At 72.9% G+C, this 17,849-nt stretch carries 14 protein-coding genes; 8 read left to right on the forward strand and 6 right to left on the reverse strand.

All coding sequences use genetic code 11. The features are described from left to right. Positions 1-25: 25 nt before the first annotated feature. The 3 genes from RBJ65_RS15895 to RBJ65_RS15905 are packed head-to-tail and all read left to right on the forward strand — an operon-like array spanning position 26 to position 4,215. Positions 26-1,303 (forward strand): protein phosphatase 2C domain-containing protein, encoded by a 1,278-nt coding sequence (locus RBJ65_RS15895; RefSeq protein WP_306323127.1) that lies wholly within the window; start codon positions 26-28, stop codon positions 1,301-1,303. Positions 1,304-1,350: 47 nt separating this feature from the next. Next, positions 1,351-2,742: a VWA domain-containing protein gene (locus RBJ65_RS15900; RefSeq protein WP_306323128.1), complete on the forward strand. Its 1,392-nt coding sequence runs from the start codon at positions 1,351-1,353 to the stop codon at positions 2,740-2,742. 60 nt (positions 2,743-2,802) lie between these two features. Then, on the forward strand, positions 2,803-4,215 hold the full coding sequence (locus tag RBJ65_RS15905; RefSeq protein WP_306332142.1) for an FHA domain-containing protein: 1,413 nt from the start codon (positions 2,803-2,805) through the stop codon (positions 4,213-4,215). A gap of 33 nt (positions 4,216-4,248) precedes the next feature. Here the strand turns inward: RBJ65_RS15905 and RBJ65_RS15910 are convergent, their stop codons facing one another. Next, positions 4,249-5,232 carry a methyltransferase domain-containing protein gene (locus RBJ65_RS15910; protein WP_306324360.1) on the reverse strand — a complete coding sequence of 328 codons (984 nt, stop codon included), beginning with the start codon at positions 5,230-5,232 and terminating at the stop codon, positions 4,249-4,251. Positions 5,233-5,314: 82 nt separating this feature from the next. On the opposite strand from RBJ65_RS15910, the gene RBJ65_RS15915 reads away from it, so the two are divergent. From RBJ65_RS15915 to RBJ65_RS15930, 4 genes are all read left to right on the forward strand, one after another. Further along, positions 5,315-5,719 carry a globin gene (locus tag RBJ65_RS15915; RefSeq protein ID WP_306324361.1) on the forward strand — a complete coding sequence of 135 codons (405 nt, stop codon included), beginning with the start codon at positions 5,315-5,317 and terminating at the stop codon, positions 5,717-5,719. A 191-nt stretch (positions 5,720-5,910) separates the two neighbouring features. After that, positions 5,911-9,540: an FtsX-like permease family protein gene (locus tag RBJ65_RS15920; protein ID WP_306332143.1), complete on the forward strand. Its 3,630-nt coding sequence runs from the start codon at positions 5,911-5,913 to the stop codon at positions 9,538-9,540. After that, positions 9,537-12,278, forward strand: coding sequence for an FtsX-like permease family protein (locus tag RBJ65_RS15925; RefSeq protein WP_306332144.1), 2,742 nt, complete (start codon positions 9,537-9,539; stop codon positions 12,276-12,278). Before RBJ65_RS15920 ends, RBJ65_RS15925 begins: the two co-directional genes overlap by 4 nt. A 53-nt stretch (positions 12,279-12,331) precedes the next feature. Next, a complete protein-coding gene (locus RBJ65_RS15930; RefSeq protein WP_306320551.1) occupies positions 12,332-13,336 on the forward strand; it encodes an ABC transporter ATP-binding protein in 1,005 nt (334 codons plus the stop codon). Between the two features lie 58 nt (positions 13,337-13,394). Here RBJ65_RS15930 and RBJ65_RS15935 read toward each other — a convergent pair whose 3' ends face one another. The 5 genes from RBJ65_RS15935 to RBJ65_RS15955 form a co-directional block, all read right to left on the reverse strand. Continuing rightward, on the reverse strand, positions 13,395-14,087 hold the full coding sequence (locus RBJ65_RS15935) for a hypothetical protein (RefSeq protein ID WP_306320550.1): 693 nt from the start codon (positions 14,085-14,087) through the stop codon (positions 13,395-13,397). Next, the gene (locus RBJ65_RS15940) at positions 14,084-14,518 is read right to left on the reverse strand and encodes a thioesterase family protein (RefSeq protein WP_306320549.1); all 435 of its coding nucleotides are present in this window, start codon (positions 14,516-14,518) and stop codon (positions 14,084-14,086) included. The genes RBJ65_RS15935 and RBJ65_RS15940 overlap by 4 nt, the downstream gene beginning before the upstream one ends. Then, positions 14,518-16,182 carry an energy-dependent translational throttle protein EttA gene (gene ettA / locus RBJ65_RS15945; protein ID WP_306320548.1) on the reverse strand — a complete coding sequence of 555 codons (1,665 nt, stop codon included), beginning with the start codon at positions 16,180-16,182 and terminating at the stop codon, positions 14,518-14,520. The genes RBJ65_RS15940 and ettA overlap by 1 nt, the downstream gene beginning before the upstream one ends. Before the next feature lie 243 nt (positions 16,183-16,425). Then, positions 16,426-16,674, reverse strand: coding sequence for a hypothetical protein (locus tag RBJ65_RS15950; RefSeq protein WP_306320547.1), 249 nt, complete (start codon positions 16,672-16,674; stop codon positions 16,426-16,428). A gap of 35 nt (positions 16,675-16,709) precedes the next feature. Beyond that, positions 16,710-17,474, reverse strand: coding sequence for a GntR family transcriptional regulator (locus RBJ65_RS15955; protein WP_306320546.1), 765 nt, complete (start codon positions 17,472-17,474; stop codon positions 16,710-16,712). A gap of 62 nt (positions 17,475-17,536) precedes the next feature. On the opposite strand from RBJ65_RS15955, the gene RBJ65_RS15960 reads away from it, so the two are divergent. Further along, entirely contained in the window at positions 17,537-17,833 is a 297-nt protein-coding gene (locus RBJ65_RS15960; RefSeq protein WP_372341333.1) for a hypothetical protein, read from the forward strand. Positions 17,834-17,849: the final 16 nt, after the last annotated feature.

Genomic DNA, 17,849 nt, shown 5'->3' on the forward strand with positions numbered 1-17,849 from the left:
GTCGCAGACGCACAAGGCGGCCGCAATGTCAGTGTGTCCCAGCTGCGAGGAGCCGCTGGAGGAGGCGGACCGCTTCTGTGGGGCGTGCGGATACGACCTGTCCGCGGCGGCCGGGACGGATACCGGGGCGCCCGCCACCGCCGAGCCGGCGGCCTCCGCCGAGCCGGCCTCCGTGGAGTGGCCCGCCGCCCCCGACCTGGACAGTTCGGACCTGCCCGCCCCGGAGCACCTGCCGACGGATCTGCAGGGCCTGGCCTCCGACGGCTCCGAACTCCCCACCGCCGTACGCTTCGACGACCCGGTCTCCGAAGACACGTTCAAGCTCGCCGCGCCCGACCCGCGCACCGCGACGGCCGAGCAGCTGGAGGCCGCGACGCCGCCGGCCGGCATCAAGCTGTGCGTGGCCTGCCGCTCCGGGCGCGTGGACGCGGACGGCTACTGCGAGAACTGCGGGCACGCCCAGCCGCGCGAACGCGACCACATGGAGCAGGAGTTGGGCGCGGTCGCCGCGGTCAGCGACCGGGGCCTTCGGCACCACAGGAACGAGGACGCCTTCACGATCTCCTCGGCCGCGCTGCCGGACGGCTCCGTCGCCGTCGTCGCCGTGGTCTGCGACGGGGTGTCGTCGGCGACCCGCCCGGACGACGCCTCGCTCGCCGCGACGCAGTCCGCCAACGAGTCGCTGCACGAGGCGCTGCCGCGCGGCACGCACCCGCAGCAGGCCATGCACGAGTCGATCGTCGCGGCCTCCGAGTCGGTCAACTCCCTTGCGGACGAGCCCGAGACGGCCCGCGAGCACAAGCCGCACCAGAACGCTCCGGCGTGCACGTTCGTCGCCTCGATCGTCACCAAGGAGCTGCTCGTCGTCGGCTGGGTCGGCGACTCGCGCGCCTACTGGGTGCCCGACGACCGCGAGGCCCCCGCCGCCCGGCTCACCGAGGACGACTCGTGGGCGGCGCAGATGGTCGCGGCGGGCCTGATGAGCGAGGCGGAGGCGTACGCGGACGAGCGGGCGCACGCGATCACGGGCTGGCTCGGCGCGGACGCGTACGAACTGGAGCCGCACACCGCGTCGTTCAAGCCGGACCGCCCCGGGGTGGTCGTGGTCTGCACGGACGGCCTGTGGAACTACGCGGAGTCCGCCGACGAGATGGCCCGGGTGCTGCCCGCCGACGCGGCGCGGCGCCCGCTGCACGCCGCGCAGGTCCTGGTCGGCCACGCTCTGGACGGCGGGGGCCACGACAACGTAACAGTGGCGGTACTGCCGTTCCCCGTGGCGCAGTCGGGGGCAGGATCGGCGTAACCGCCAAAGCGCGGGCAAATGGTCTTGTTCAGGGGGGACATGACGCCATGGCCAATTTCTCGAAATCACACGTTCCGCAGTTCACCGTCGAGGTCTACCAGAACGAGTTCCTGCCGGAGGGCGGCCGCGAGGTCAACGCGATCGCCACGGTGACCTCGACCGGCGGCGGCACCGTGGGCGGCGCGGTCAGCGCGCCGCACCTCTTCAGCACGGCGGGCGGCGGCACGGACGCCGCGGTGGCGCTGATGGTGGACTGCTCGGGTTCGATGGACTATCCGCCCACCAAGATGCGCGGCGCCCGGGAGGCATCGGCCGCCGCGATCGACGCGCTGCGCGACGGCGTGCACTTCGCGGTGATCGCGGGCACCCACGTGGCCAAGGAGATCTACCCGGGCGAGGGCCGGCTCGCCGTCGCGGACGCCACCACCCGGGGGCAGGCCAAGCAGGCGCTGCGCAAGCTGTCCGCGGGCGGCGGCACCGCGATCGGCACGTGGTTGAAACTCGCCGACCGGCTGCTCGCCTCGGCGGACGTGTCGATCCGGCACGGCATCCTGCTCACCGACGGGCGCAACGAGCACGAGTCGCCGGAGGACCTGCGGGCGGCGCTCGACGCGTGCGCGGGCCGCTTCACGTGCGACGCGCGCGGCGTCGGCACGGACTGGGAGGTGAAGGAGGTCACAGGGATCGCCTCCGCCCTCATCGGCACCGCCGACATCGTTGCCGACCCGGCCCATCTCGCCGAGGACTTCACGCGGATGATGGAGACGGCGATGGGCAAGGAGGTCGCGGACGTCGCCCTCAGGCTGTGGACGCCGCTCGGCTCCGAGATCAAGTTCGTGAAGCAAGTGGCGCCCACCGTCGAGGAGTTGACGGAGCGTCGCACGGAAGCGGGCCCGCGTGCGGGCGACTACCCGACCGGCTCCTGGGGCGACGAGTCCCGCGACTACCACGTGTGCGTACAGGTGCCGAACGCCGAGCTCGGCCAGGAGATGCTCGCGGCCCGCGTCTCCCTGGTGATCCCCCGCCCCGACGGCACGGCGCAGACCCTGTCGCAGGGGCTCGTGCGTGCGGTGTGGACGGACGACATGGCAGCCTCTACGTCGATCAACCCGCAGGTCGCCCACTACACGGGCCAGGCCGAACTGGCGCAGGCCATTCAGCAGGGTCTCGACGCCCGCAAATCGGGCGATGCGGACGGGGCGACCGCGAAGCTGGGCCGCGCGGTGCAGCTCGCGGCCCTCTCCGGTAACGCGGATACGGCCAAGCTGCTTTCGAAGGTGGTGGACGTGGTGGACGCCGCGGAAGGTACTGTTCGATTGAAGGCGAAGGTCGCGGAGGCCGACGAGATGACTCTCGAGACCCGGTCGACCAAGACGGTTCGCGTCAAAAGCGCCAAAAACGTCGAACCCGTCAAAAACGCCGAGAACACCGAGAAATAAAACCACCCACGCACTACCGCAAGCCCGGCTTGCACTTGAAGGAGAGGGGGAAGCGCCGACATGCCGACCTGCCCGAACGGACACCAGTCGGGTTCCGACGACTGGTGCGAGGTCTGCGGTCACCGCATGGCCGGTGCCGTGCCCCCGCCCCCTCCGCCGCCTCCGGCCGCCGGTTACGGCTATCCCCCGCAGCCGGCCGCGCCGCAGGCGCCGCAGGGTGGGGCCGGCACACCCGAACTGTGCCCGCAGTGCCGCACGCCGCGTGAGGGCGGCGCGCCGTTCTGCGAGGAGTGCCGCTGGAACTTCCTCACGAACACGGCGACGTCGTACACCCCGGCGGCCCCGAACCCGCCGCTGCCCACCTCGGGCGGCCAGGGCGGTCCGGGTGGTCCCGGCGGTCCGGGCGGCCCCGGCGGTCCTGGTGTGCCCGGCTTCCCGCCGCAGCAGCAGGACCCGCAGGCCCCGAACCCGGCGCTGCACTTCCAGCAGCAGCCGGGCCCCGACTCGTACGAGTACCAGGGCTCGCGGCCCTCGCAGATGAACCGGCCCGCGGAACCGATTCCGCCGGCCCCGTTCGGGAGCGAGCCGTCGGGTCACACCCCGCCGCCCCCGCCGTCGTTCGACACCACCGGTCCGAACGAGACCGCGGGCGGCCCGCCGAACGGCTTCCAGCAGCAGGCCCCGGCCCCCGCCCCCGCTCCGCCCGCGCATCCGGGCCCGCCGCCCGGCCAGCCCGGTCCCCCGCCAGGACCGCACGGACCGCTCGGCCAGCCAGGACCGCCGCCCGGACCGCACGGTCAGCCGGGCCCGCCGCCCGGACCCGCGCAGCCCGTGCAGCCGGGGCCCATGCAGCCCCCGCCGCCCGGCTTCCCGCAGCCCCAGGACCCGCAGGGTCCGCCTCCGCCGCCGCCCGGACCGTCGTTCGGCGGCGGGGGCGGTGCGACCGGCGACGACTGGATGCTGTCGCCGCCCTCGGACCCGTCGGCGCCGCCCGCGGGGCCCTCCACGACGCCGCCGCCGTTCCAGCAGGGACCGCCGCAGCCGCAGCCGCAGCCGCCGCAGGGCCCGATGGCCTGGTCGGCGACGATCGGCCCGGACCGGGACTACTTCATGGCGATGATGCAGCGCAGCGGCCCCGAGGCCTCGGGGCTCAACCTGCCCGCGTACTCGCCGGAACAGCAGCGCCAGCTCACCGGGAACCAGATCTCGATCGGGCGGCGCCGCCACTCCACCGGAGAGTCCCCCGACATCGACCTGTCGGTGCCGCCGGAGGACCCGGGCGTCTCGCACCAGCACGCGGTGCTCGTGCAGCAGCCGGACGGCACGTGGGCGGTCGTCGACCAGAACTCGACGAACGGCACGACCGTGAACGGCGGTGACGAACCGATCCAGCCGTTCGTGCCGGTGCCGCTGCAGGACGGCGACCGGGTGCACGTCGGGGCGTGGACGACGATCACGATCCGGCGCGGCTGAGCGGTTACGTTCCTGGCGTGTTGCCGGGTGCCCCTACGGGGTGCCCGGCAACTCCCATGTGTGGGGCCCTTCCGGATCGTCGAGCCAGGCCCACTGGCGGCCGCCGCGCACGCTCACCCCGAACCGTTCGCGCACGGGCCTGCCCTCCCGCTCCCACAGCGCGAGCGCCTCGCGCGCGTCCACGTGGCCCGAGGTCAGCGTCAGCAGGAACCGGAACAGCTCCTCGCGCAGCACACGGCGCGGCAGCTGACCGACGTACGCCTCGGGCACGCCGCCCGCGCCGCCGCGCAGCGCCATGAAGTACGCGGGCGTGTGCAGGAAGTGGCCTTCCGCACATGTGTCGTCGCGCACGTCGAGGGCGATGAGCCCGGTCGACACGGGCGCGAGGATCCGCGCTCCAGGCGCGCACTGGCCGAGCCACTCCGGGGGCACCGAACGCAGCGCGCACGTCGCCATGATCCGGTCGTACGGCGCCCGCTCCGGGCAGCCCCGCGCCCCGTCACCGGTGACGACCGTCGGCCGGTACCCGGCTGCGGCGAGATGGGCCCGCGCCGACTCGGTGATCTCCGGATCGAGGTCGACGGACGTGACGTTCTCCTCGCCGACCCGGTGCGCGAGCAGCGCCGCGTTGTACCCGGTACCCGCGCCGATCTCCAGGACCCGGTCCCCGTCCCGTACCCGCAGATCCACGAGCATCCGCGCCATCAGGGACGGCTGGCTGCTGGAGGAGACCAGCTCGCCGTCGCGCAGCCGGGTGGCGAGCGGTTCGTCGGCGTAGGCGCCGCGCAGCCAGCGCTCGCGCCGCTCGGGGTCGGGGTGCTCGCCCCACAGCCGTTCGTAGCCGCCGGGCACGCCGAGGAAGTAGTACGGCACGAAGAGGTGCCGCGGCACCGCCGCGAACGCCTCCCGCCACACGGAATCCGCGCCCCAGACCCCACTGCGCTCGATCTCGCGCACGAGCCGGGCCCGCGCCCGTACAGCGAGCTCCTCCAGGTCTCGGGTGTGCTCTGCGCCCATATGTCCACTGTCCTGCGGCGGGCGGCGATCAGCGAGCCCTAGGACTCCGGTCCTGGGCCGGTGCGTCTGAGAGCATGGAGGGGTGACTGAGATCCCGCGCGACACGCTTACGGAGCAGACGTTCTACGAGCAGGTGGGTGGCGAGGACACGTTCCGCCGCTTGGTGCACCGCTTCTACGAAGGCGTCGCACAGGACCCGCTGCTGCGGCCCATGTACCCGGAGGAGGACCTGGGCCCGGCCGAGGAGCGCCTCGCCCTGTTCCTGATGCAGTACTGGGGCGGCCCCCGCACGTACAGCGACAACCGCGGCCACCCGCGCCTCCGGATGCGGCACGCCCCGTTCCAGGTGGACCGGGCGGCGCACGACGCGTGGCTGAAGCACATGCGGGTCGCCGTGGAGGAGCTCGGCCTGTCCGAGGAGCACGAGCGGACGCTGTGGAACTACCTGACGTACGCGGCGGCTTCGATGGTGAACACGGCGGGCTGACCGGCAACCGCTCGACCGCTCAACCGCTCAACCGCTCAACCGACGACCGCTCAGCGGTTCCCGATTCCTGCCATCCGGTCACGATCCGGTCCAGACCTCTTCCCTCGCTCCGTGCCCTCTGAAAGCATCCGTCCAGAATTCCGGGGGGCGTTCGGAGCAGACCGCGGGGGCGCGGAGTCTGGGGCGGCGGGGTGTGGGGTTTTGTCCTTCTACGAGTACGGGCGCATCGCCTGCTGCTGACCGCGGCGCTGCTCGCGGTGGTGCTGACGACATCGGTCCTCGCGATGCTCGCCGCGTTCTCCGGCGCGGTCGGGGACGCCTCGCTGCGGCACGCGCTGCGCACCCGTGACCAGGCGTCGACCGCGCTCGTGGTGCGCGCCGACGTCACCTCCGAGCAGCGCGCGGCCGCCGTCGCCGCCCTCGACAAGGGCGCGCGCCGCACCTTCGACGGGCTGCCGCTGCGCCACGAGTCACTGACCGCCTCGGGACCGTACGCCCTGCCCGGCGCGGCCCGCGGCAAGAAGCCGGACCTGACGAACTTCGCGGCGCTCGAACGCTCCGAGGTGAAGCTCACAGCGGGCCGCCTGCCGCGCGCCCGCCACGGCTCGGTGGTCGAGGGAGCGCTCCCCCGGGTCGCCGCCACGCGGCTGAAGTTGAAGCCCGGCGACCGCTTCGTCCTCACCGACCGGTTCGGCGGCCCGAAGGTGACGGTCGAGCTGACCGGCGTCTACCGTCCGGCCCGCCCCCAGTCCCCGTACTGGACGCTCGACGAACTCGGCGGCCGCGGCGTGCGGAAGCTCGGCTACACGACGTACGGTCCGCTGCTCGCCGACCCGTCCGTGGTGACGGGCGGCCGGGTCAGCGACGGGCAGTCGGGGTGGCTGACCACGGCCGACTTCCGGGCCGTCACGACCGACCGGATCGACGCGCTGCGCGACGCCGCCCGCGCGGGCACCCGCCAGCTCCTGCACGCCAAGGCGCTCGCGGGCGCGACGGATGTGCGCACCTCGCTGCCCGACGTGCTCGACAAGGCCGAGCGCACGCTGCTCGTCTCGCGGTCGACGCTGCTGATCGTGGCGCTGCAACTGGTGCTGCTCGCCGGGTACGCGCTGCTGCTCGTGGCCCGGCTGCTGAACGCCGAACGCACGGGTGAGACCTGGATGTTGCGGGCGCGCGGCGGTTCGCGGGGCCGGGTCGCCGGGCTCGCCGCGACGGAGGCGCTGCTGCTCGCGGTGCCGGCGGCGGTGTGCGCGCCGCTGCTCGCGGGCCCCTTGGCGCGGCTCGTGGCGTCCGAGGGCGCGCTGTCGCGGATCGGCCTGCGCCTCGACACGAGCGGTTCGGGCGGCGCGGTGTGGCTGGTGTCGGTGGCCGTCGCGGTGGGCTGCGCGCTCGCGGTGACGGTGCCGGCGCTGACCTCGCGTGGCCTGCGGCGCGAGCGGGCGCGGGCGCTTCCGGCGCCGGTGCGGGCGGGCGCCGACATCGGCCTCCTCGTCCTCGCGGGCGTCGCCTACTGGCAGTTGGACCGGCAGACGTCCGGCGCGGGCGCGCTGACCGGCGACCGCGCGGGCGGCCTGGGCATCGACCCGCTGCTGGTCGTCGCCCCCGCGCTGGCGCTGCTCGCGGGCACGGTCCTCACGCTGCGGCTGCTGCCGCCGGTGGCGCGGCTCGCGGAGCGGCGGGCGGCGCGCGGGCGCGGGCTGCCGACGGCGCTCGCGGGCTGGCAGCTCAGCCGCAGGCCGATGCGCGGCGCCGGTCCCGTGCTGCTGCTCGTACTGGCCGTGGCGATGGGCCTGTTGGCGATCGGGCAGGGCGCGTCGTGGGACCGCTCGCAGGGCGACCAGGCGGACTTCCGCGCGGGCGCGCCGGTCCGGGTGACGGCGACGGAGGCGGGCATGGAGCAGTCCGCCCGGTACGCGTCCGTGCCCGGGGTGCGGGACGCGGCGCCCGCCCACCGTGAGTCGCTGCCGCTGAGCGGGGGCGGTACGGCGACGCTCCTCGCGCTCGACACGGCACACACGCACGGAGGGCTGCTGCTCCGCGACGACCTCACGGATACGTCACCGGGGCGGACGTTGGCGTCGATCACGCCGAAGTCGCCGCAGGGGCGGGGGCGGGTGCACGGCGTGCGGCTGCCGGTGGATGCGGGGCGGGTGGTGCTGACGTTGCGGGGGGCGGTGGACGGGGGTGGGTCGGGTTCGGGGGCGGGGTCCGGCGCGGAGGCCGGAGACGGGGACGGGGACGGGAAGGACGAGGAGTCGGTGGCGACGACCGTGTCCGTCACGCTCCAGGACCGCTACGGCCTCACCTACCACAGCCAGCTCGGCGACCTCCCGCTCGACGGCCACGACCACCGCATGACCCTCGAACCGGGCCCCGCCGCGGGCCCGCTCACCGTGGCCGGCCTCGACTTCGACACGAACAAACCGTTGAGCGGGGACGCCCGGTACCGCGTCACGCTGAAGGGCGTGAGCGCCTCGGTCGCCGAACAGGGCGCCGCGCAGCGGCCGTTGGAGCTGTCCGGGGTCCGCTGGAAGGCATCGATGACGAGCCGCAGCACCTCGGACGCCGGCCAGGAAGGCGCCCCGCCCCGGCCGGGACTCGACCGCGCCACGGGCGGCGGGGTCACCGTGACGTACCGGCCCGGACAGGAGACGGACTGGGACGGGTACGGCGCCCGCCCGGCCGTGAACGTCCGGCTCGACGCGGACGGGCCACGGTCCGCCAAGCCCACCGAGGTCGCGGCGGTGGCCACCGACCGCTACCTGGCCTCGTCCGACGCCGAAGTCGGGTCCCGGGTCGACGTGAACGTGAACGGCGTACCGGTACGGGTGCGGATCGCGGCGAGCGTACGGGCGCTGCCGACGACGGGTCCGGGGGCGGGGCCGGATGCCACCGGTACGGCGGAGGCCGGTGCCCCGAAGGCGAAGGCGAAGGACGCCGGCGCCCTCCTCCTCGACCTGCGCGCGCTCAACCAGGCCCTCACCGACCGCTCCGGCGACCCCCTCGACCCGAACGAATGGTGGCTGTACCCGGCCCCCGGCGCCACCGAACGGGCCGTCGCCGCGCTGCGCGCCCACCCGGACCTGGACCCGTCGCAGGTGACATCCCTTCCCGAGACGGCCGAGGAACTGCGCGACGACCCACTGGGCGCGGGCCCCCAATCGGCCCTGACCGCCACGGCACTCGCGGCGGCGGCGCTCGCCGCGGTGGGCTTCGCGGTCAGCACGGCGGGTTCGCTGCGCGAGCGCGGCGCCGAGTTCGCGATCCTCTCCGCCCTCGGCGCCTCCCGCCGCCGCCTGGCCCGCCTGGTCGCCGCCGAACAGGCCGTCCTGGTGACCCTGGCGCTCGCCGTGGGCACGGCGCTCGGCGTCTTCCTGACCCGGGCGGTGGTCCCCCTGATCGTCCTCACCTCCGACGCCACCCGCCCCGTCCCACCCGTCCTGGTCCAACTCCCCCTCCACCAGGTGGCGTTGCTGCTGGTGACGGTGGCGACCGTACCGACCCTGATCACGACGGCCCTGGCGACGAAGACAACACCCCGCCACAACTCCCCACCCCCGACGGCGGGCCGCAACCGCCTTGGACAACCCGCCACCCCCGACTCCCCACCCCTGGCGGTGGGCCGCAACCGCCTTGGGCAATCTGCCGCCAAGGGCGGCAGGGTGGACAAGGCGGCCCCCGGTGCCGCGCAACGGGACGAGTCGGCGCCAACCCCGGCACAGCCCACCACCCCCGGCACCGCGCAACAGGACGAGTCGGCGCCCACCCCGACACAGCCCACCAACCCCGGCACCGCGCAACACAACGGAGACGCGACATGAGTGCCGCGACCCCCACCGCCCCGTGGACCCGCACCCGACTACGGACCTCGCCGGGCACGGCCACCGCCCTGTTCCTGCTCGTCCTCCTGACCGCGTGCCTCGCCGCCGCGTTCCCCCGCGCCGTGGACCGCTACGAGGACCGGGGCCTGCGCCGCACCCTCGCCGCCGAGGCACCGGCCCGCCTGACCGTCGACGTCACCGTCGAGGACCCCGGCCTCGAACTCACCCCGGAACAGCGCACGGTCCGCGTATCGGACCCGGTCACCCACGCCGCGTACCGAAAGATCGCCGCCTCACTCAAGGCCCCGCTCACCGCCGACCCCCACGAATCGTCGTACGGCACCCGCAGCGCCGAACCGATGCCCGCACTGGACCGCTGGCTGCCCCGCATCGACGGCCCGCCCACCCAACTCACCCTCAACGCACAGGGCGGCCTCGCCGACCACGCCCGCATCACATCCGGCAGGCTGCCGCACGGCGACTACACCGCCCGCACGATGGAGGCGGCCGTCACCCGCGACACCGCCCGCCACCTCCGCCTCGCCCCCGGCAAGGTCGTGCACTTCCCCGACCTCGACGGCCGCCCGATCTCCGTACGGATCACGGGAGTCGTCGACCCCGTACGCCCCTCCGGCGCCTACTGGTCCACGGCCCCCCTCCTGCGCACCCCGGAGCAGCGCAGCACGGAGTCCCAGCCGCCCACCCACTACTGGACGGCGGCCCTGCTGCTCAACCCGAAGGCCGCCGCCGCGATCCTGTACACCACGGGCCGCGCCCAGTCGTACTGGCAGCTCGCCCCGACCACCGACACCCTCACCGCACGCCAACTCCCGGACGTCACACGCTCCTTGGCGTCCATCGCGAACGGCCCAGGGCTGCTGTCCGTACGTACGGCGACGGCGAGCGACACCGCCGACGTCGGCTCGCACCTCGGCGACGTCCTCGACCGCTACACCGAACTGCGCTCGGGCATCACCCCGGTCGTCTCGGTCGCCGCCTACGGCACGGGCGCCGTCGCCTGTGTCGTCCTGCTCATGGCGGGCGGCCTCGCCGCGGACCGCCGCCGCGCCGAACTCGCCCTGCTGCGCTCCCGCGGCGCCTCCCTGCGCGGCATCGGCGGCCGACTGCTCGCGGAGACGGCGGTGGTGGCGCTGCCCGCGGGCGCGCTCGGCCTGCTCCTCGCGCTGGCGGCCGTGCCGTACGGACGCGTACTCCCGCCCGTACTCGCGGCGACCGCCGTCGTCCTCCTCGCCTGCGCCACGCTGCCGCTGCGCGCGATGGCCGCCCACCGCCGCCCCCACCCGCACGGCGCCGCCCGCGAGGACCTCGCCACCGCCCGCCCCTCGGCCCGCCGCACCGTCCTCGAACTCACCGTGCTCGCCCTGGCGGTGGCCGCCGTGGTGGCGCTGCGCCGCCGGGGCGCGACGGACGGCGGCGACGGCCTGGTCGCCCTCGCGCCGGTCCTCGTCGGCGTCGTGGCGGCGTTCGTCCTCGTACGCGCGTACCCGCTCCCCCTGCGCCGCCTCGTCGGCCCGCTCGGGCGGCTGCGCGGCGCGGTCGGCTATCTGTCGCTCGCCCGCACGGCCCGCGCGCGGGCGGGCGCGGGCACGGCGGTGCTCCCCCTCCTCGCCCTGCTGACGGCGCTGACGACGGCGGCGTTCGGCGGCTCCGTGCTCGCGGGGGTCGAGGCCGCCCGCGACCGCGCGGCGCTGAGCACGGTCGGCGCCGACGCCCGCGTGGACGCCACCGCCGCGCTCTCCGCCGCGACCGTCGACCGCGTCCGCGCCACCCCCGGCGTACGCGACGTCGCCACGGCCGCGATCGACTACGACGTCCAACTCGACGACAGCGCCCGCCGGTTGTCCCTCGCGGGCGTCGACCCCGCCTCGTACGCCCGACTGTCCCGCCACACCGGCCTGGGCCCCTTCCACGCGACCGACCTGCGCCCGAAGGACCGGGCCGCGGACCGCACCACCGTCCCCGCCCTCGCCTCCCCCTCCCTCGCCGGCCTCTTCACCGACGGCCGCCTCGACATCTGGCTGAACGGCGAGACCGTCACCCTCCTCCGGACCGCCGAACCCGCCACCACCCCCGCCCTCTCCGACGACTACGTGATCGTGGACTCGGCCGCCCTCGCCCGCGCCACCGGTGTCCGCGCCCGCCCCACGACCCTCCTGCTCACCGGCGACCACCTCGACGCCTCCGCGCTCCGCGAGGCGGCGGGCCCGGACACGGCGGTGCGCCTTCGCGCCACCGAACGCGCCCGGTACGCCGACTCCCCCGTGCAGTCCGGCGCGACCGGCATCTACGTCGCGGCGGTGGCGGCGGGCGCCGGTTACGCCCTGCTGGCCCTGCTCCTCGCCCTGGCCCGCGCCGCCCCGGAACGCCTCGCGCTGCTCGCCCGGCTGCGCACCATGGGCCTCACCCGCGCACAGGCCCGCCGCCTGCTCGTCCTGGAGGCGCTCCCGCAGGCCGTCCTCGCGGCGGCGGGCGGCGCGCTGACCGGCTGGGCGGCGATCCGCGTCCTGTCACCGGGCCTCGACCTGACGGCCCTGGCCCTCGCGGACGCCCAGGCCCCCATACCCCCGTCCCACCTGCACACGGCGCCGCTGTCGCTGGCGCTGCCCGCCGCCGGGGTGCTGCTGCTGGCGCTGGGCGTGGCGACGCTCCAGGCGTGGTGGTCGGCGAGACAGGGCTCCACGCGTGAACTGCGCGCGGGCGACGGAGCCGCCCCATAGCCGCACCCAGCCCCCCCCTACTCCGCACCGACGACACCGGGAGACCACCCGACATGCCCGCACCGGACGCACCGGACGCACCGGATGCCGAACCCACCCTCGCCGACCTCGAACGCCGCGCGACGGCCCACCGCGACCGCCCCGCGTACGGCCACGACGCCCTGATCACCTGCGACCGTCTGGTCCGCGTCTTCAGCACGGACGGCGTGGAGGTGCAGGCCCTCCAGGGCCTCGATCTGCTGGTCCGCGAGGGCGAGTTGCTGGCCCTGGTCGGCGCGTCGGGCAGCGGCAAGTCGACGCTGATGAACATCCTGGCGGGCCTCGACGAACCCACCGCGGGCGCGGCGACGGTGGCGGGCCACAACCTGCTCACGATGACGTCGAAGGACCGCCTGCGCTACCGCCGCGAGATCGTCGGCTTCGTCTGGCAGCAGACGTCCCGCAACCTCCTCCCGTACCTGACGGCAGCTCAGAACGTAGCGCTGCCCATGCAGTTGCACGGGCGGGGAAGCGGGACGCGCGATACGCGGAAGACACGGAAGAAGTCCCAGAAGGCGGCCCGCGCCGAGGAACTCCTCGCGCTGCTGGGCGTGGCCGACTGCCGCGACCGCCGCCCGGGGCAGATGTCCGGCGGCCAGCAGCAGCGCGTCGCCATCGCCGTGTCCCTCGCGGGCGACCCGAAGGTGCTCCTCGCCGACGAGCCCACCGGTGAACTCGACTCGCACACGGGAGAGCAGATCTTCGCCGCGTTCCGCACGGCGAACGAGGAGTTGGGCACGACCGTCGTCATCGTCACGCACGACCAGACGGTCGCGAACGAGGTGCGCCGCACCGTCGCCATCCGCGACGGCCGCACCTCGACGGAGGTGCTGCGCCACACGCACGTGGACGCGGCCACCGGACAGGAGTCCCTGGTCTCGCGCGAGTACGCGATGCTGGACCGCGCGGGCCGCCTCCAACTCCCCGCCGAATACACGCAGTCGCTGGGCATGCGCGACCGCGTACTCCTGGAACTGGAGGAGGACCACATCCAGATCTGGCCCTCCGCAGGCCCCTGAGGCGATTGAGGAGCGGGGTTCGGGGCAGCGCCCCGGGACCGTTCCGCGGTCGCCCCGATCAGACGGGGCTGACCGAGAGCCCGACCGGCGAGGCCGACGCCCGCCGCACGGCCACGGACCCGTACGGGGTACGCAGCCGCACCCACGCCCCGGCCACCCTCAACTCGACCTCGTCCCCCCGCAGAAACCCGAGCGAGGCGGCGGCATGCACGATCCGCACCGGAGCCCCGCTCTCCCCGATCTCCCGCGACCAGACCTCACGCCCGATGCGATCGAGTTCGCCGCGCGTACGGTCCTCGGGCGCCAACTCCTCGACCCGCGACCGGAATTCACCGACGACGCCCTTCACGATCCGCCGCAGCTCCGCGGCGTCCGGGAACCCGGCCACCCGCTCCCAGCCGCCCAGCGGCGGCAGCACGCCGGCCCAGGGCGGCCCGGTGACGGCGCCGGGAATCGCGAGCGTCGCGCCCGCCTCATCGACGGAATCGAGCAACTCCCCCGCGGACACGGTCACATCGAGGGCGTCCTCGATCCCGTCCTCGTACGGCTTGAGCAGCCGCGCCGTACGCACGGCGAGCACCTCGAACGAAGGCGGCCTGCCGAACACCGCGAGCGCCTGCCCACCGGCCTGCGCCCGCAGCCGCACGGCGGCCGCCCTGTCGTAGTGCAGCAGCCGCCCGAGGAAGGCGGCGAGATCCCCCGCCTCCCCCGGGTCGGCCAGAAACAGCACGTTCGCCGCGGCCCCGCTCATGCGACGAGCGCCTCCGCACGGTCCGCGCCGCCGTCCCGGTCCTCGTCCCGGTACTCCTCCAGGAACTCCCGCTCCTCGGCGGTGATCCGCCGCGGCCGCTGCGCCTCGAAGTCGAACGGCACGACGACCGTCGAGGCGCGCACGTACACGACGTCCTCGTCCTTGACCTCGTAGGCGAGCGTGAACGACGCGGCCCGTATCTCGCTCACCCACAGCTCGATGTCCACGGGACGGTGCCGGTGCACCAACTGCCGCTTGTAGTCGATCTCATGGCGCGCCACGACCGACCCCTGCTGGAAGTCCTTGTCCGGCCGGAACAGGAAATCGATACGGGCCTCCTCCAGATACCGGAGGAACACGACATTGTTGACGTGCCCGTACGCGTCCATGTCCGCCCAGCGCAGGGGGCAGGCGTATACGTGGCGAGCCATCAGCCGCGGGTCAGCTTCTTGTACGTGGCACGGTGCGGACGGGCGGCGTCCGGGCCGAGCCGCTCGATCTTGTTCTTCTCGTACGACTCGAAGTTGCCCTCGAACCAGAACCACTTGGAGTCACCCTCGTAGGCGAGGATGTGCGTGGCGATCCGGTCGAGGAACCACCGGTCGTGAGACACGACGACAGCACACCCCGGAAACTCCAACAGCGCGTTCTCAAGGCTGCTGAGGGTCTCGACATCCAGGTCGTTCGTCGGCTCGTCGAGAAGCAGCAGGTTGCCGCCCTGCTTGAGGGTGAGCGCGAGGTTGAGGCGGTTGCGCTCACCACCGGAGAGCACGCCGGCCGGCTTCTGCTGGTCGGGACCCTTGAACCCGAACGCGGAAACGTACGCGCGGCTCGGCATCTCGACCTGACCGACATTGATGTAGTCGAGCTCGTCGGAGACGACCGCCCAAAGGGTCTTCTTCGGGTCGATGTTGGCGCGGCCCTGGTCGACGTACGAGATCTTGACGGTGTCGCCGACCTTGATGGACCCGGAGTCCGGCTCCTCAAGCCCCTGCAGCATCTTGAACAGCGTGGTCTTACCGGCACCATTCGGCCCGATAACACCGACAATGCCGTTACGCGGCAGGGTGAAGCTCAGATCATCGATGAGCACCTTGTCGCCGAACGCCTTGTTGAGGTTGTCCACCTCGACGACGACGTTGCCGAGCCGCGGGCCCGGCGGAATCTGGATCTCCTCGAAGTCCAGCTTCCGCATCTTCTCGGCCTCGGCGGCCATCTCCTCGTAGCGGGCGAGACGCGACTTGGACTTGGTCTGCCTGCCCTTGGCGTTGGAGCGAACCCACTCCAACTCCTCCTTGAGCCGCTTCTGCCGCTTCTCGTCCTTCTTGCCCTCGACCTTGAGGCGCTCGGACTTCTTCTGCAGGTACGTGGAGTAGTTGCCCTCGTAGGGGATGGCACGCCCACGGTCGAGCTCAAGAATCCATTCCGCGACGTTGTCGAGGAAGTACCGGTCGTGGGTAATGGCCACGACGGTGCCCTTGTACTGGGCGAGGTGCTGCTCCAGCCAGTTCACGGACTCGGCGTCGAGGTGGTTGGTGGGCTCGTCGAGGAGCAGCAGGTCGGGCGCCTCGATCAGCAGCTTGCAGAGCGCGACGCGGCGCTTCTCACCACCGGAGAGATTGTTGACGGGCCAGTCACCGGGCGGGCAGCCCAGCGCGTCCATGGCCTGCTCCAGCTGACCGTCCAGGTCCCACGCGTCGGCGTGGTCGAGGTCTTCCTGAAGCTTGCCCATCTCCTCCATGAGCTCGTCGCTGTAGTCGGTCGCCATCAGCTCGGCGACCTCGTTGAACCGCTTGAGCTTGCCCATGATCTCGGCAGCGCCGTCCTGGACGTTCTCCAGAACCGTCTTGCTCTCGTCCAGCTTCGGCTCCTGCATGAGGATGCCGACGCTGTACCCGGGCATGAGCACGGCGTCACCGTTCGACGCCTGCTCGATGCCCGCCATGATCTTCAGCACGGTCGACTTACCGGCACCGTTCGGCCCGACGACACCGATCTTCGCCCCTGGCAGGAAGTCCAGGGTCACATCGTCGAGGATCACCTTGTCGCCGTGCGCCTTGCGCGCCTTGCGCATGGAGTAGATGAACTCAGCCAAGAGAAACCGTCCGGCAGTCGAAGTGTGTATCGCAGCAAGGCCCCGCATCACGCGGCTCCACCGCGTCAGGGCAGATACACCCCATCTTGCCGTACGGCCACCGCTGGGCGGAAACCCGTATCGGGCTGGGGCCCTGAACTGGGCTTTCCGCTGGGCCCGTCGTAGCGAACCCGTCACTGTCGGTCGCTACTTGTCGCCCCCGAGCAACCTCGCACGGCCCAGGGACGGCCCGGGATGGCCGCACTACTCGTAGACGGTCGCCGCCTGGAGGGCTCGCGCGAAGAACCGCCAGTCGCCCTCGGCCGGCAGTTCGCGACCGGTGTTGCGATACCAACCGTCCGCGTCGTCGATCCACGCGGCCAGGGCCTCCAGGAAGCTGGGGAGGTCCGCGTTCTCCCATGCGCTCCCCTCTTCAGCCTGGCTGCGGCGCAGGAAGCGAACGAAGGCCGCCAGCTCTTCACGACTGTCGACGGATTCAGGCGAAGTGGTCACGCCCGGCAACGTACGCGGCGCGGCACCTCCGAGTCCTACTGAAGGCTCGGATTGACGGGGATCTCATAAACGATCTCGCACAGGGCGGCGGGCACCACGATGTCCGCGGTCTCCACAGGTCGACCCTGGTCGCTGTAGTACGTGCGCCGAATGTGCGTGACGAGCGCGCTTTTCTGGATGCCCAGCAGCGACGCCTCATCGGCGGTGGCCTGCCTCGGCTCCGGCTGCTCGACGGCGTGACTGACGACGACCCCGATCGCGGCCATCCGGTTCACGACCCCCGCCCCGGCATGCGGCCCACCTTCGGGGAGAACGACGAGCGTGCCTCCGGTGAGGTCGTAGGGCTCCCAGCTCGTCGACAGCTGCACTGGCCTGCCGTCACCGAGGAACTCGTACACGGTGCGGACGCACAGATCACCCTCGGCAACGCCTAGCCGCCCGGCAATCTCAGCGGGCGCCGGCACCTTGGCCTCGGTGCGACTCTCCCAGTCCCCCTGCTTGCCGACGGCCTTCATGTCCGCACGGAACGGAGACCCATCGGGCTGCTCGCGCGCCGCTGACCGCACGACACGCACACGCTGACGAGCGGCGGCGACGTATGTCCCAGACCCAGCACGCCCCTCCAACACGCCCTGCGAGATGAGAAGTTCCTGCGCCCGGCGCACGACGTTCTCACCAACCCCGCACTCCTGGGCGATCTGGGCTCGCGAGGGAAGCCGGTCCCCCGGCGTCCACTCATGCTCTGCGACCCGACGTCGGAGCACGTCAGCGATGCGGAGATAGGGCGGCTGCTCAGACATATGGAAAATCTAGTCCACTAGCCCTAATCTAGTTAACTAGCTTTACGGAGCGTGACTGATGGATGACGGGGGGGCTGAGTGTGCCGACTTCGGACGCGAACGCCGAAGCCATCGCTGCACGACTGACCTCCCTCGGACTGACCCCACGCCTGGAACAGCACGCCAATCACGCGTCGATCGAAGCGGAGGTCCCGGACTCGCTCCCTGCCGAGGCATGGCGGGAGGCCCTGGAAGCAGTGGCGGAAGCCGACCGGTTCGGCCTCCTGGCCAACAGTGCAAACGGCCGCACCTTATGGGCCGCCATACACAAAGAGACCCCCGCGACGGGCGATGTCCGGGGGCCTGACCATCAGCGATAGGAGCTGATCGGCATGT

Origin of the sequence: Streptomyces sp. KL109B (assembly GCF_030766935.1) — a bacterium.
GTDB lineage: Bacteria > Actinomycetota > Actinomycetes > Streptomycetales > Streptomycetaceae > Streptomyces.

What these genes read in the sequence shown, in the direction of transcription:
- RBJ65_RS15955 (WP_306320546.1), bottom strand. Translation starts at nt 17,474, where the DNA reads ATGTCTGAGCAGCCGCCCTATCTCCGCATCGCTGACGTGCTCCGACGT.
- RBJ65_RS15925 (WP_306332144.1), top strand. Translation starts at nt 9,537, where the DNA reads ATGAGTGCCGCGACCCCCACCGCCCCGTGGACCCGCACCCGACTACGG.
- RBJ65_RS15910 (WP_306324360.1), bottom strand. Translation starts at nt 5,232, where the DNA reads ATGGGCGCAGAGCACACCCGAGACCTGGAGGAGCTCGCTGTACGGGCG.
- RBJ65_RS15900 (WP_306323128.1), top strand. Translation starts at nt 1,351, where the DNA reads ATGGCCAATTTCTCGAAATCACACGTTCCGCAGTTCACCGTCGAGGTC.
- RBJ65_RS15895 (WP_306323127.1), top strand. Translation starts at nt 26, where the DNA reads ATGTCAGTGTGTCCCAGCTGCGAGGAGCCGCTGGAGGAGGCGGACCGC.
- RBJ65_RS15935 (WP_306320550.1), bottom strand. Translation starts at nt 14,087, where the DNA reads ATGAGCGGGGCCGCGGCGAACGTGCTGTTTCTGGCCGACCCGGGGGAG.
- RBJ65_RS15960 (WP_372341333.1), top strand. Translation starts at nt 17,537, where the DNA reads ATGACGGGGGGGCTGAGTGTGCCGACTTCGGACGCGAACGCCGAAGCC.
- RBJ65_RS15905 (WP_306332142.1), top strand. Translation starts at nt 2,803, where the DNA reads ATGCCGACCTGCCCGAACGGACACCAGTCGGGTTCCGACGACTGGTGC.
- RBJ65_RS15930 (WP_306320551.1), top strand. Translation starts at nt 12,332, where the DNA reads ATGCCCGCACCGGACGCACCGGACGCACCGGATGCCGAACCCACCCTC.
- RBJ65_RS15940 (WP_306320549.1), bottom strand. Translation starts at nt 14,518, where the DNA reads ATGGCTCGCCACGTATACGCCTGCCCCCTGCGCTGGGCGGACATGGAC.